The 13,694-nt window shown below is 69.3% G+C and carries 11 protein-coding genes; 9 read left to right on the forward strand and 2 right to left on the reverse strand.

Features of this window, described 5'->3' with window-relative positions; all coding sequences use genetic code 11:
- Positions 1-171: 171 nt before the first annotated feature.
- The 8 genes from A6I89_RS02190 (at position 172) to A6I89_RS02225 (ending at position 11,516) form a co-directional block, all read left to right on the forward strand.
- Positions 172-1,602: a uracil-xanthine permease family protein gene (locus A6I89_RS02190; RefSeq protein ID WP_044991309.1), complete on the forward strand. Its 1,431-nt coding sequence runs from the start codon at positions 172-174 to the stop codon at positions 1,600-1,602.
- A gap of 87 nt (positions 1,603-1,689) precedes the next feature.
- Positions 1,690-2,601, forward strand: a complete 912-nt coding sequence (locus A6I89_RS02195) for an FAD binding domain-containing protein (protein WP_022596989.1) — start codon at positions 1,690-1,692, stop codon at positions 2,599-2,601.
- Between the two features lie 2 nt (positions 2,602-2,603).
- The gene (locus A6I89_RS02200; RefSeq protein ID WP_005518924.1) at positions 2,604-3,248 is read left to right on the forward strand and encodes a (2Fe-2S)-binding protein; all 645 of its coding nucleotides are present in this window, start codon (positions 2,604-2,606) and stop codon (positions 3,246-3,248) included.
- Positions 3,245-5,749 carry an aerobic carbon-monoxide dehydrogenase large subunit gene (cutA, locus tag A6I89_RS02205; protein WP_022596987.1) on the forward strand — a complete coding sequence of 835 codons (2,505 nt, stop codon included), beginning with the start codon at positions 3,245-3,247 and terminating at the stop codon, positions 5,747-5,749. The genes A6I89_RS02200 and cutA overlap by 4 nt, the downstream gene beginning before the upstream one ends.
- A complete protein-coding gene (locus A6I89_RS02210; RefSeq protein ID WP_022596985.1) occupies positions 5,746-6,435 on the forward strand; it encodes an SRPBCC family protein in 690 nt (229 codons plus the stop codon). The genes cutA and A6I89_RS02210 overlap by 4 nt, the downstream gene beginning before the upstream one ends.
- Positions 6,436-6,623: 188 nt before the next feature.
- A complete protein-coding gene (locus A6I89_RS02215) occupies positions 6,624-8,726 on the forward strand; it encodes a hydantoinase/oxoprolinase family protein (RefSeq protein ID WP_013416651.1) in 2,103 nt (700 codons plus the stop codon).
- Positions 8,723-10,678, forward strand: a complete 1,956-nt coding sequence (locus A6I89_RS02220) for a hydantoinase B/oxoprolinase family protein (protein WP_022596983.1) — start codon at positions 8,723-8,725, stop codon at positions 10,676-10,678. Before A6I89_RS02215 ends, A6I89_RS02220 begins: the two co-directional genes overlap by 4 nt.
- A gap of 4 nt (positions 10,679-10,682) precedes the next feature.
- Entirely contained in the window at positions 10,683-11,516 is an 834-nt protein-coding gene (locus A6I89_RS02225; RefSeq protein ID WP_022596981.1) for an NmrA family NAD(P)-binding protein, read from the forward strand.
- A gap of 10 nt (positions 11,517-11,526) precedes the next feature.
- Here A6I89_RS02225 and A6I89_RS02230 read toward each other — a convergent pair whose 3' ends face one another.
- Both A6I89_RS02230 and A6I89_RS02235 read right to left on the reverse strand, forming a co-directional pair.
- Entirely contained in the window at positions 11,527-12,336 is an 810-nt protein-coding gene (locus A6I89_RS02230; protein WP_005518940.1) for an META domain-containing protein, read from the reverse strand.
- Positions 12,337-12,345: 9 nt separating this feature from the next.
- On the reverse strand, positions 12,346-12,969 hold the full coding sequence (locus A6I89_RS02235) for a TetR/AcrR family transcriptional regulator (RefSeq protein WP_005518942.1): 624 nt from the start codon (positions 12,967-12,969) through the stop codon (positions 12,346-12,348).
- 95 nt (positions 12,970-13,064) lie between these two features.
- On the opposite strand from A6I89_RS02235, the gene A6I89_RS02240 reads away from it, so the two are divergent.
- On the forward strand, positions 13,065-13,628 hold the full coding sequence (locus tag A6I89_RS02240) for an NADPH-dependent FMN reductase (protein WP_005518943.1): 564 nt from the start codon (positions 13,065-13,067) through the stop codon (positions 13,626-13,628).
- Positions 13,629-13,694: the final 66 nt, after the last annotated feature.

Genomic DNA, 13,694 nt, shown 5'->3' on the forward strand with positions numbered 1-13,694 from the left:
AATATCTTCCGTTCCGCACTGGCACATTGCTCTCACGCCGCCGCGATAGCGCTGTACTACCGTTTCCCTCCTATCGAGGTGCAACTGTGAGCTGCAGCACACCGTGGACGGGTGTGTCGGCCCCGGCCCGTGGTCGCAGCAGGCACCGCCCTTCGTTCGAAAGGCCCGAGTATGCCCATATGGACGTTGCACGGAGACGGTAAGACCATCGAACCGGGACAAGTGGTCGCGCCCGACGAACGATTGACCTGGGGCCGCACGATCGGGCTCGGCGGACAGCACGTCGTCTCCATGTTCGGAGCCACGTTCGTGTTCCCGATCATCATGGGACTCAATCCGCAACTCGCAGTGATGTTGTCGGGATTCTGCACGCTGTTCTTCCTGCTGGTGGTGAAGGGGCGGATCCCGAGTTACCTCGGCACGTCGGCTGCGTTCGTCGGCGGTATCGCAGCCATCCGCGCGCAGGGCGGTACCTCGGCCCAGGTGACCGGTGCGATCATGGTGTCCGGCCTGGTGCTCGCCGCGATCGGTGTGATCGTCCACTTCCTCGGCGGCGGTGTCGTGTTCAAGATCCTTCCCCCCGTCGTGACCGGTGCGGTGGTCATGCTGATCGGCTTCAACCTGGCGCCGGTCGTCGCCGGCACCTACTGGCCGCAGGACCAGTGGGTGGCGCTGATCGTGATGGTCGTGCTGGTGGTGTCGAGCGTGGTGCTCCGAGGATTTCTGGGCCGGGTCGCGATCTTCCTGTCGCTGCTGTTCGGGTACGGACTCTCCTGGGTGCTGGACCGATTCGGGCCGGTCACGTCCTACGATCCGACGGCCGGCGAGGTCACCGAACACTTCCGCGTCAACTGGGACGGTGTCGCGTCCGCGCCCTGGTTCGGATTGCCGCCCTTCTCGGACGAGGCCAACGGCGTCGTGGGCATTCACGCCCCGTCGTTCAGCCTCACGTTCATCGTCCTGGTCCTGCCCGGAGTCATCGCCCTGATCGCCGAGAACGCCGGCCACGTGAAGGCCGTCGCCGAGATCACCGGGACGAATCTCGACCCGATGATGGGACGCGCGCTGGCCGCAGACGGATTCGCGACCGCCATCGCCACCGGCGTCGGCGGCTCGCCCACCACCACGTACGCGGAGAACATCGGCGTCATGGCGGCCACCAAGGTGTACTCCACCGCGGCGTACGCCGCGGCCGGGGTGATCGCGATGCTGCTGGGGTTCTCGCCGAAGTTCGGAGCCGTCATCTCCGCGACCCCGGGAGGTGTCCTCGGTGGCATCACCGTCGTCCTGTACGGCATCATCGGCCTGCTCGGCGCCAAGATCTGGAAGGAGAACGGTGTCGACTTCGGAAACCCCCTCAACCTGATGCCGGTCGCCGCCGGTCTCATCATCGCGATCGGGGACACCACGCTGCGGTTCACCGACACCTTCTCGCTCAGCGGCATCGCCCTCGGCACGATCGTCGTCATCGTGATGTACCACCTGTGCCGCGCGATCGCGCCCAAGGACACCGATACCGAGCCGGCTCGGCCGGCGGTCGTGCCGCCCCAACCGGATACCGAACCCGACGACGGCGCGCGTGTCCCGGCCCCCTCGGTGTGACCTGGAATACATCTGCCATCGTCGAACTGTCAGGCTTGTCACATTTTCACGAAACGTCGCGCTCTGGATGCAGGCAGGATTTGAGAGATGAAACCGTCGCCACTGACTTACCACCGGCCCGGGTCGATCGACGAGGCGTGCACGGTATTGGCGCAGGTAGCGCACGAGGGCAAGGTACTCGCGGGCGGGCAGTCGCTGATTCCGCTGTTGTCGATGCGGCTCGCGGCGCCTGCGCACCTCGTGGACATCGGTGCCCTCCCCGATCTGGACGCCGTCACCGCCTCCGAGCAGTCGGGTGTCAGATTCGGGGCGCTCACCCGCCACTCGGCCCTCGAGGCCGACCCGGCCGCGGCCCGCGTGCAACCGTTGCTCGGCCGCGCACTCCGGCTCGTCGCGCACCCGACGATTCGCAACCGCGGCACGACCGTCGGTTCCATCGTGCACGCCGACCCGTCGGCGGAGATGCCGGCGGTGGTGGCGTTGCTCGGCGGGACGGTGACGGCGCGGTCCGTCCGGGGGACCCGCGAGATCCCCGCGGCGGAACTGTTCGTCGGACCGCTCGAATCGGCGCTCGAGCCGGACGAGATCGCCACGAGTGTGACGGTGCCGGCCGTGCGCCCCGGCGTCGGTACCGCGATCGACGAGATCGCCCGCAGGCACGGTGACTACGCGCTCGTCGGGGTGGCCGCGCAGGTCCGCGTCGAGGGCGGTGTCGTCACGTCGGCCCGCATGACGTACGTGTCCGCGGGCGAACTCGGCGACGTCGTCGACTACACCGACGTTCTCGGCGGCGCGTCCGCGAGCGACGCCCGGGATCCGCTGTGGCAGGCGCTGTCCGAGAAGGCGCGCGAGAAGATCGAGACCGAGGCCGACATCCACGCCACGGCCGGGTACCGCTCGCAGCTGGTTGCCGCCCTGACCGCACGGGTCGGGTTTGCCGCGGCGCAGGACGCGACGAGTGTCCGCGTGAACGAACTGGCTTCGGTGGGAGGAGTGTGAGGATGACGAAGACGACACGGGGCATCGACGAGCAGCTCGCCGACCTGCAGGAGGAGACCGGCGAACAGCACGTGGCGGTGACCTTCACCCTGAACTCGGTGACCCAGACGGTGATCCTGCCGTCGAGGACGCTCGCGTCGGACGCGATCCGGCATCACCTCCGCCGGACCGGAACCCACGTGGGATGCGAGCACGGCGTGTGCGGCGCGTGCACGGTGCTGCTCGACGGCAAGCCGGTGCGATCGTGCCTGGTGCTCGCAGCGAGTCTGGAGGGCAGGTCCGTCACGACGGTGGAGGGCCTCGTCGAGCCCGACGGGACGCTGCATCCCGTCCAGCAGGCATTCGTCGACTGTCACGGTCTCCAGTGCGGTTTCTGCACACCGGGATTCGTGACGACCATCGCGGCCTTCCTCGAGGAGAATCCGTCCCCCACCCGGGAGGAGGCGACCGAGGCGATTGCCGGGAACCTGTGCCGGTGCACCGGGTACCAGAACATTCGGGCGGCGGTCCTGCGAGCGGCGGAGATCACGCGCGAGCGTGCGGGTGGCTCGCCCCTGGGGCCCGACGACGCGGCCGCCCGGGCCTCCCTCGAGGGCAAGGTCCGCGGCACCACCGCGCCGGTGGGCGGAAAGGCGGGACGGGCATGAGCGTCACCAAACCCAAGCCCGCCGAGCGCCCCACCACGGACACGGCGTCCGAGGTGGCGTCCGAGCCGGACCGGTACTTCGGTAAGCCGATTCCCCGGAGCGAGGACGCGCGCCTGCTCAGCGGCAACGGGCGGTACCTCGACGACCTCGGCCACAATGCGCTGATCGCGGCCTTCGTACGCTCACCGCACGCGCACGCGCGGATCACCGGGATCGACACCGATGCCGCCTCGGAGCTGGCCGGGGTGCACGCGATCTACACCTACGAGGACCTCGAGGCGGACTCGGCCGGCATGGCGGAGAATCTGCCGCTCCTGATCCCGCACCCCGCGATCACGGCACCCCGCAACGGGTATCCGCTGGCCAAGGACGAGGTCAACCACGTCGGCGAGGCCATCGCGATGGTCGTCGCGGACAACCGGTACATCGCCGAGGACGCCTGCGCGCTGATCGAGGTGGGTTACGAGATGCTGCCGCCCGTCGTCGGTATCGACGTGGCGCGCCGCGCCGAGAATGCCGTCCACGCCGATGTCCCCGACAACGTCGCCGCGCACCTGCAGCACGGCTTCGGTGACCTCGACGCCGAGTTGGCCTCGGCCCCACACCGGCTGACGTTGGACCTCGAGATCGAGCGGTCCGCCTCGATGCCGATGGAAGGCAAGGGCGTCTACGCGCGGTGGGACGACGACGAGCAGGCCCTCACCTTCTGGACCTCCACACAGACGTCGACCTCGGCGCGCGCCGCCATCGCGGCGCGACTGAACATGGCGCACAACAAGGTGCACTGCATCGCGCCCGACGTCGGTGGCGGTTTCGGCGTGAAGATCGTGCACCCCTGGCCGGAGGAGGTGATGGTCACGTGGGCCGCACGCCAACTCGGCCGCGCGGGAATCTCCAGTGAGGTCAAGTGGGTGGAGGACCGCCGCGAACATTTCGTGTCGAGCGCTCACGAGCGCGGCCAGCTCCAGCAGGTCACGGTCGGATTCGACGACGAGGGCAGGCTGCTGGCCTTCGACTTCACGTTCTGGCACGACAACGGCGCGTACCTGCCCTACGGCATCATCGTCATGCTGAACACCTCCACGCAGGTGCTCGGGCCGTACAAGCCGAGATCCTTCCGGGTGGACGCGTACTCGCTGTACACCAACACCGTGCTGGTGACGCCCTACCGGGGTGCGGGGCGCCCCCAGGCCGTGTTCGCGATGGAACGCTCGATGGATGCCATCGCCCAGTACCTCGGCAAGGACGTCCTCGCGGTCCGGGAGGCCAATCTCATTCGGCCGGAGGAGATGCCGTACGACTTCGGTCTGATGTTCCAGGACGGGCGGCCGCTCATCTACGACACCGGGGACTACCAGGCCGGGATCGACAAGCTGAAGGAGCTGATCGACTGGGACGGCTTCCCCGAGTACAAGCGGCGAGCCGAGGCGCAGGGTCGCACCGTCGGTATCGGCGTCGGCGCGTACGTCGAGGGCACCGGGCCGGGACCGTACGAGGGCGCCCACGTCCTCGTCGAGACCTCCGGGAAGGTCAAGGCCGCAACGGGTCTGACCACGCAGGGCCAGGGACACCAGACGTCCTTCGCGCAAATCGTCGCCGACGATCTGGGGGTGCCCGTCTCCGACGTCGAGATCGTCACGGGCGACACCCGACGGTTCGGGTACGCCGTCGGCACGTTCGCGTCACGCGGTGCGGTCATGTCGGGTTCCGCCTTCCACGTCGCGGCGCAGATGGTCGCGGAGAAGGCACGGAAGATCGCCGGTGAGCACCTGCACCTGGATCCGGGCGATCTGGAACTGCGCGGCGGGCACGTCTGCCGGAAGGGCACGGAACCCGGTGCCGCCGGCACGTCGATTCCGCTCGGTGTGGTCGCGGTGCTGTCGAATCCGCTGCGGTACGCGTTCGACGAGTCGTCGCGGCTGGCGACGGGGTTCGCGTCCACCGAGACGGACATGACCGTGCCCCCGGTCCGGGAAGGCGAGCAGCCGGGCCTGGAGGCCACCGGCTACTACTCGCCGCCGACGTCGACCTTCGCGTCCGGTGTGCACGCCGCGATCGTCGAGACCGACCCGGTCACCGCCGAGATCCTCGTGCGGAAGTACGCGGTGGTGCACGACTGCGGCAACGTCATCAATCCGCGGATCGTCGAAGGGCAGGTCCAGGGCGCCGTCGCGCAGGGGATCGGCGGCGCGTTGTACGAGAGGATCGTCTACGACGAGCACGGGCAGATGCTCAACGCGTCGTACATGGATTTCCTGATGCCCTTCGTCACCGAGATGCCCGACTCCCTCGACATGGACCACACCGTCACCCCGTCCGGTCTCAACCCGCTCGGCATGAAGGGCGCCGGCGAGGCGGGCGTGATCCCGACGTCGGCGGTCATCGCCGCCGCGATCGAGGATGCCGAGGGCATCCCGATCCGGTCCATGCCGATATCACCTTCCGAGTTGTTCGAGCTGCGTCTGACGCACGCAGCGTCCCAGAGCGAGGAGAACGAATGAGAATCGCCGGCACCGCGCAGCTGTTGGCTCCGCCCGAGGTCGTGTACGACAACCTGCAGGACGGGCGTGTGCTTGCCGCCACGATCCCGGGCGTGCAGTCGCTCGAACAGCTCGCCGACAATCACTACAAGTTGTCGATCACGGCGGGCGTCGCCTCCATCAAGGGCACCTACGACGGAGAAGTGATTCTGTCGCAACAGAATCGGCCGGAGTCCTTCGTGCTCACCGCATCCGGCTCGGGCGCCCCGGGCACCGTGAAGGCCGACGTCACGGTGCGGCTCGAAGAGTGCGAGGGCGGCGGCACTCTGCTGAGCTACGACGCCGATGCCGTGGTCGGCGGCATGGTCGGTGGCGTCGGCCAGCGCATGATCACCGGTGTGGCCAAGAAGATGGCGGGCGTCTTCTTCAAGGGCATCGACGGTGTGATCGTCGACGGCATCCCGGTGGCCGACGCCCCGGCCGACGTCGTCGAAGCAGCCGAGATCGTCGCGGGTGCCTCGCCGGCCGCGCCCGTGGCGTCCGCGGCGCGCGCGGCGCGCGCGGTCGGGGCGTCGGCCGTCCCCGCTCGGAGCGGCGAGTCCGTCTCCGCCCCGGCACTGTTCGCTTCGGCGGCGGTGGGGGCCGCGTTGGCCCTCACCGGCGTCGTGGTCGGCGGGATCCTCGCGCGCGGCGGCGCACGAAGGTAGCCGTTCGAGCGGACGGCGGGAGCAGGCGCCCCGGGCTACGGCCCGGGGCGCCGTCGTCTGTGCAGCAGTGTCGTCAACCCCCAACGGGCACCGTCGGGTTCGGCGAAATGTGACAAAGAATCCGCGCGATCGAGCGGGTGGAATGGGAGCACGCAGGTAGGAACGGGCGAGACCAGCCAGGAGGCAGCGTGGAATCCAGGAAAATCCGGGTCGGCATCGACACCGGCGGCACATTCACCGACGTCGTGGCAGTGGACGAGGAGTCCGGGGCCGTCGTCACGACGAAGACCCCGTCCACGCCCGCGGATCCGGCGCTCGGGTTCCTCGCGGGGATCGAGAAGGTGCTCGCGCAACTGGGGGAGACCGGTGATGCGATCGGTGCCGTCAGCCACGGCACCACGGTCGCGACGAACAAGCTGCTCGAAGGAAAGGTGGGGAACCTCGGCTTCATCACCACCGAGGGCTACGAGCACGTGCTCGAGATCGCCCGCCAGTCCGTCCCGGACGGTTACGGCAACTCGTACTTCTGGGTCAAGCCCGATCGGATCGTCCCCGCCGACCGCGTACGCACCGTCCGCGGCAGGCTTGCGTTCGACGGCAACGAGATCCGCCCGCTGAACGAGGACGACGTGCGTTCGGCGGCCCGTTTCTTCGCGGACCGTGACATTCGGACGATCGGCGTGTGCCTGATGCACTCCTACGCCGACCCCAGCCACGAGCGGCGTGTCCGGGACATCCTGCTCGAGGAATTCCCCGACGCGACCGTGAGCATCTCGAGCGAGGTGCTGCGCGAGTATCGCGAGTACGAGCGGTCGATCACCACTCTCGTCGATGCCGCGGTGAAGCCGAACATCCGGAACTACGTCAACAACATCGCGACACGCCTGCGGGAGTTCTCGTCCGTCGAGGGGGAGCGGCGCGACATTCCGTTCTACGTGATGAAGTCGAACGGAGGCGTGCTGTCCGCCAAAGAGGTTGTCCACCAGCCGATCACGACGGTCCTGTCCGGGCCGGCGGCGGGCGCCCTCGGCGCGGCACTCATCGCCAGTGTGGCCGGCGTGGACCAGGTGCTCACCTGCGACGGTGGCGGCACCTCCACGGACGTGACCGTCGTCGTCCGTGGTGAGCCCGCACTCACCACCGAGGGGCGGGTGGGCGTGTACCCGTCGAAGATCCCGATGATCGACGTGGTCACGGTCGGCGCCGGCGGCGGCTCGATCGCGTGGATGACGCCCGAGGGGACGCTGCGCGTCGGTCCGCAGTCGGCGGGCGCCGACCCGGGCCCCCTGTGCTACGGCAAGGGCGGCAGCGAGCCGACGATCACGGACGCGCACGTGCTGCTCGGCCGTATCCCTCCGCACCTGCTCGGCGGCGAGATCCCGCTCGACACCGAACTCGCCCGCAAGGGCGTCGAGGAACTGGCCCGCACGTTGGGCCTCGACTTCGAAGCGTGCGCGACGGGCATCCTCGAGGTCTCGGCCTGGAACCAGGCCAACGCGCTGCGCCAGATCACCGTCAAGCGCGGGCTCGACGTGCGCGACTTCACGCTGGTGACCTTCGGTGGATCCGGCTCGCTGCTCGCGTGCCGGCTCGTCGACATCCTCGGACTCCGCGATGTCCTGATCCCGCCGAATCCGGGCAACGTCTCCGCGTTCGGTCTGCTCACGGTCGACGTGCGCAACGACTACGTACAGACCCACGTCTCCAGGCACGACCGGCTGAAGGCCGACGCGCTGCAATCCGAGTTCGACGCTCTCGCCGCGGAAGCGGAGCGCGCGCTCGCCGACGAGGGATTCGCGTCCGATCAGCGCCGCTATGCGCGCTCGGCCGACCTTCGCTACCTCGGCCAGGCGTTCGAGGTGCGTGTCCCCATCGGCGACGGTCCCGTCACCCGGACCCTCATGGACGAGGCGGCCGAGCGATTCCATCAGGCCCACCGCGAGCTGTACGGCTACGACTTCCGGGGAGACCCTCACCAGCACGTCGAGTGGGTGAACCTCCGCGTGAGCGGTATCGGACCGATCAAACGCCCCGAGCTCACCGAGATCCCCGCCGGGCAGGGAGCGGAGAGCGCCGTCACCGGCACGCGCCCGGCCTACTTCGACGAGTGGGTCACCACCGCGGTCTACGACCGCACGAAGCTCGGGGCAGGTGACGAACTCGACGGTCCGGCGGTGATCGAGGAGTTCAGCTCCACCATTCCCGTCCATCCCGGATTCCGGGCACGCATCGACGCGTTCGGGAACATCCGCATCGCCAAGACGTCCGACTCGAACGGAGTGAACCGATGACTGCCATCACCGAGCCCGCTGCCGTGCAGGCGAGCAAGCCGTACCGGTTGAGCCCCCCGGATGGGGCAGCGCCCGATCCGGTCCTCGTGGAGATCGTCGCCGGCTACCTCGCCAGCGTGGAGATGGAGGTCGAGACGTCGATCTCGAGGACCTCCCGGTCGCCGATGATCCGCGACGCACACGACTTCCGCGCCGGCATCCACGACCGGAACCTGCGCAAGCTCACGGGCCGCTCGTACTCGGCGCTCGTCCACCCGGTCGCACGGGACTTCCCGCTGGAGACGATGAACCCCGGAGACGTGTACTTCCACAACGACGTCTACCTCTCCGAGGGCGGTATCGGTCACCTCCCTGATCTCTGCGTGACGGTGCCCGTCTTCGCCACCCGGCCCGGCGACACCGAGCCGTCCGTCGTCGCCTTCGTCCAGGCCTTCGGTCACCACGACGACATCGGTGGCTGCTGCCCGGGGTCGATGCCGTCCGGCGCGACCACGGTGTACGAGGAGGGGCTCATGGTGCCGCCGATCAAGCTGTGGGACCGCGGTGTGCCCAACGAGGCGGCGTTGCGCATCATGACCCGCAACTCGCGGATGCCCGACGCGCTCGCGGCGGACCTCGACGCGGAGTGCTCCGCCTGCCTGATGGGGGCTCGGCGCCTGACCGAACTGTTCGAGCGCTACGGCGTCGAGACGGTCGAGGCGTGCTTCGACGCGATGATGGATGCCACCACGGAGACCTACCGGCGGGAGATCCTCAGCAAGATCCCGGTGGGCGAGTACACGTGGGAGGACTACGCCGAACACGACGGCGTCGACGAACCGAAGTTGCACACGCAGCGCATCACCCTGACCAAGACCGGCCCGGAGGACGCGGGCGGCGAGCGGCTCATCCTCGACTTCACCGGCACCGGTCCGCAGGCGAAGGGGCCGATCAACCACTGCGGCGACTACGCGGACGGAAACTTCCTCGTCAAGTGGCTGGCGCCGATTCTGCGCAATCTCGCGGACACCCCCGAGCGCATGGCGGAACTGGACGTCAACGAGGGCGTGGTGCCGCTGATCGAGATGAAGTTCCCCGAGAAGGGCACCCTGATCACTCCGATCTTCCCGGCCCCCACGAACGCGCGCACCTTCGTGATCCTGCGTCTGCTCGGCGTTCTGGCAGGTGTGGTCGCCAAGGCCGTCGACGGGAACATGCCGGCCGACCAGGAGACAATCCGCTACACCGGCGTCTACGGCGAGGACTTCGAGGGGCACTCCTACCTCATGCGTGAGGTCCTCGGTGGCGGCTCCGGCGGCCGGCACTACGCCGACGGCGAGGACACGATCCACGTGGTCCCCGATTCCCGGAACCTGCCGACCGAGTTCACCGAGAGCCGCTTCCCCTTCGTCGTCGAGAAGCTGGGCCTGGCCATCGATTCCGGAGGCGCCGGCCGCTACCGCGGCGGACTCGGGTACGAAAAGCACATCCGCATGCTCAAGGACGCGCACTTCATGTCGATCGCCGACCGCTCGATCCTGTCCTGCTGGGGAGTCAAGGGCGGCAAGGCCGGACGGCCCTTCTCGGTGGTCCTCGATCCCGGCGGGCCGAACGAGCGCGAGTTCGACGCCCTCACCGACGCGGAGCCGATCAAGGCCGGGGAAGTGGTCCGGATCCGGACCACCGGCGGTGGCGGCTGGGGCGATCCGTTGGACCGGCCCGTCGAGGAGGTCGTCCGGGACGTGTTGTGGCGCAAGGTGTCTCCGGACGGCGCCCGAAACGATTACGGCGTGGTGCTGGCGCCGGAATCGACGACCGACGAGCCGGTCGTGGATCTCGCCGCGACGACGCACCTGCGGGAACGGATGCGGACCGAGCGCAGTGACGGCGAACCGTTCTTCGACCGCGGCCCCGGCTACGAACGACTCTCCGGCGGGGCGAAGTTCGCCGAGTACGACTTCGTCGGGAGCTGACCTGATGGATCGCTTCCAGCCCCGCGGCGGCGAACTCGCCGTCATCGGCGCCGCCGGCAAGACCGGAGCGGCAGTCGTTCGCGCACTCGCGGGGCGGCCGGTGCGCCGGGTGGTCCATACCGCCCGGCGCGCCGGTGATCGCCGCGTCGACCTCGAGACGGGGGAGGGGCTCGAGGCCGCCCTGACGGGCTGCCGGGGGGTGTACTTCATCGCACCCAACGTGCATCCCGACGAGCCGGGGCTGCTGCGCCGCACGCTCGACGCGGCAGCCCGGGCCGGCGTGCACCACGTCGTCTACCACTCGGTGGCGTGGCCGCACACCCCCGCGATGCCGCACCATCTCGACAAGGCGGTGTGTGAGGACATGCTGCGCACCCACGGGGGCGTGCAGTGGACGATCCTGCAGCCGTGTGCGTACGCCGAGAACTTCCCGACGCTGCTCGACGGCACCGCCACGGCGCTCGAGGTGCCGTACAACCCCGACGCGCCCTTCACGTTCGTGCGCCTCCCGGACGTCGCCGCGGCGGCTGCCCGGGTGCTCGACGAGGGCGCCGACGTCCATCACGGCGTCACCTACGAACTCGGGGCCGCCGAGGTGTCGAGCATCGGGCAGTGGTCCCGAGCCCTCCCGCACGAGGTCACGGTGCGCCGCATCCGCGTCGACGAGTGGGCCGACAGGTACGGCGGTGATCTGCCGCGCGACGCGCGCGATCGCCTGATCGCGATGTTCGACTTCTACGATCGGCACGGGTTCGTGGCCCGCAGCACCGGGTGGGAGGCGTTGCTCGCCCGGCCGCCCGGCCGCCCCGCTCCCGGTCGCGCGCCGGCGGGCCGATGATCGAGCGGGCTTACGCGCCGCGCAGGCCCAGGCCCGTGCCGTCGTCCTTCGTCAGTCGCATCGTGGGCCCGTCCACCTCGTAGGTGACCGGGCCGTCCAGCACGTGCAGAACCGAACGCTCGACGTCGGCGACGTCGGCGGGGCACGCCATCCTCGTCGTCGCCAACGGTCCGAACGTGATGGTGTCGCCCGCGATGGTCGCCGGGCCGTTGAAGCGGTTGCATCCGGTCGAGCCGGTGACCTGGCCGGCGTCGTCGATCGTCAGCGTGGGGGCCGACGCCTCGAGCGCGGCCGACGTGCTGACGGCCTGCGGAGTGACGAGCGTGTCGACCACCCACGTGGTGCCGACGACCGGGCGATCCGGGTTCGCGGTCTTCTTGTCGGTGAGCGTGACGGCGGCGCCGGGGGCCGTCAGCGTGAGGATCGCGCCGTCCAGCGCCCAGGTCGGCCGCGCCTCGAACAGGTCGGTCATCCACTTGTCGGCACCCGCGAGTTCTCCCGGGCACGCCATCATGGTGGTCGCGATCGCGCCCGTCCGCACGATGCCGTCGGCGAGATCGACGCTGCTCACGCCCCGGTTGCAGCCCGCGCTCATCGCGATCGAGTTCCGCTCAGGGAAGGCCACCTCGAGCGGGCCGCCGCCGGGGATCGCCGGGCCCGTCACGGAGGTCGACACGAACGTCCTGCCCCACAGGGCGTCGCCCGGGGACGCAGCCGATGCGGACGTGGTGGTGGATGCGCCGCTGTCGCCGTCGGCGCTGCCACACCCGCCGGAGGTCGCGACGGCGAGAAGTGCGAGGAGGACGATCGGCGTGCGCATGGGCACACCCTAGGCGAGATCGGGTCCGATTCGAGTTATTCGGCGGGCCAGGTCTTCCCAGTTGTTCGCGATGCGTGCGGGCGATATTCCGAGCACCCGGATCTGGTGCAGCACGAGGCCGGCTTCGAGCGTGGCGAGGAGAGCGACGGCGAGCAGTTCCACGTCACCGTCGACGCCCGCGTCTGCGAGCAGCGTGACGACGTGGCGCAGGCTCACCGCACGGGCCGGACCGCCGAAGCGCACGTCGGGTGACCCCTCGGCGGCGCGCAGCACGTCGCCCTGCACGGTCACCATGTCGAGGCGGGCGCGGCCGAAGGCGATGAGACGGTCCAGTGGGGGAGCGTCGGGCCCGAGCGGCGCGGGACCGAACATGAACGCGTGCTGCAGTTCGCGCTCGGTGTGGTCGAGCAGTGCGTTCATCAGTCCGGAGCGGCTGCCGAACCGTCGGAAGACGGTGCCCTTGCCGACCCCGGCCTTGGCGGCGACGGCCTCCATCGTCACGGCGTCGACGCCGCGCTCCGCGACGAGGTCCGCCGCCGCATCGAGGAGCAGTTTCCGATTGCGGGCAGCGTCACATCTCTCGGGGATCTCGGCATCCACCAGCGGAAGGAGTGGGCTGTTCACGTGAGGCATCGTAGCCCAGCGGGAACAGAAGTGGACCGCGGTCCGTTTATGCTGCTATACCTGTTGCAGCGTCAACCATCGCACCATCGAAGGAAGCACCAGTCATGTCTGAGACCCGCGTTCTCTCCCTCGTCGGCAGCCTCCGCGCCGGCTCCGTCAACCGTCAGGTCGCCGAGACCGCCGCGGCCGTCGCCCCCGAGGGCGTCGAGGTCACGATCTTCGAGGGCCTCGGAGACCTGCCCTTCTACAACGAGGACATCGACGTCCCGGGCGCCTCGATCGCCGGTGTCGACGAGCTCCGCGCCGCCGCCGCCCAGGCCGACGCCCTGCTCCTGGTCACCCCCGAGTACAACGGCACCGTTCCCGCCGTTCTCAAGAACGCCATCGACTGGCTCTCGCGCCCCTACGGTGCCGGTGCCGTCAAGGACAAGCCGGTCGCCGTCATCAGCGCCTCCCCGAGCCCCAACGCCGCCAAGTGGGCCCACGACGACGCCCGCAAGGCGCTCGGCATCGCCGGCGGCAACGTCCTCGCCGCCGAACTGTCCATCGGTGGCACCATCCAGAAGTTCGGCGAGCTGCACCCGCGTGAGAACGCCGAGGTCGCCCAGCAGGTCGGTGGCGTCGTCGCCGCCCTGGTCGAGGCTTCCAAGGATCTCGTCAGCGCCTGACGCCGACCTGTCCTACAGCTGAAGGGTTCCTTCGTGCGCTCCGAGCGCACGAAGGAACCCTTCAGC

Origin of the sequence: Prescottella equi (genome assembly GCF_002094305.1) — a bacterium.
GTDB classification, from domain to species: domain Bacteria; phylum Actinomycetota; class Actinomycetes; order Mycobacteriales; family Mycobacteriaceae; genus Prescottella; species Prescottella equi.

Bases quoted from the DNA above. Each gene is read 5' to 3' on its own strand.
- A6I89_RS02195 (WP_022596989.1), top strand. From the start codon at position 1,690: ATGAAACCGTCGCCACTGACTTACCACCGGCCCGGGTCGATCGACGAG.
- A6I89_RS02225 (WP_022596981.1), top strand. From the start codon at position 10,683: ATGGATCGCTTCCAGCCCCGCGGCGGCGAACTCGCCGTCATCGGCGCC.
- A6I89_RS02200 (WP_005518924.1), top strand. From the start codon at position 2,604: ATGACGAAGACGACACGGGGCATCGACGAGCAGCTCGCCGACCTGCAG.
- cutA (WP_022596987.1), top strand. From the start codon at position 3,245: ATGAGCGTCACCAAACCCAAGCCCGCCGAGCGCCCCACCACGGACACG.
- A6I89_RS02230 (WP_005518940.1), bottom strand. From the start codon at position 12,336: ATGCGCACGCCGATCGTCCTCCTCGCACTTCTCGCCGTCGCGACCTCC.
- A6I89_RS02210 (WP_022596985.1), top strand. From the start codon at position 5,746: ATGAGAATCGCCGGCACCGCGCAGCTGTTGGCTCCGCCCGAGGTCGTG.
- A6I89_RS02240 (WP_005518943.1), top strand. From the start codon at position 13,065: ATGTCTGAGACCCGCGTTCTCTCCCTCGTCGGCAGCCTCCGCGCCGGC.
- A6I89_RS02190 (WP_044991309.1), top strand. From the start codon at position 172: ATGCCCATATGGACGTTGCACGGAGACGGTAAGACCATCGAACCGGGA.
- A6I89_RS02220 (WP_022596983.1), top strand. From the start codon at position 8,723: ATGACTGCCATCACCGAGCCCGCTGCCGTGCAGGCGAGCAAGCCGTAC.
- A6I89_RS02235 (WP_005518942.1), bottom strand. From the start codon at position 12,969: ATGCCTCACGTGAACAGCCCACTCCTTCCGCTGGTGGATGCCGAGATC.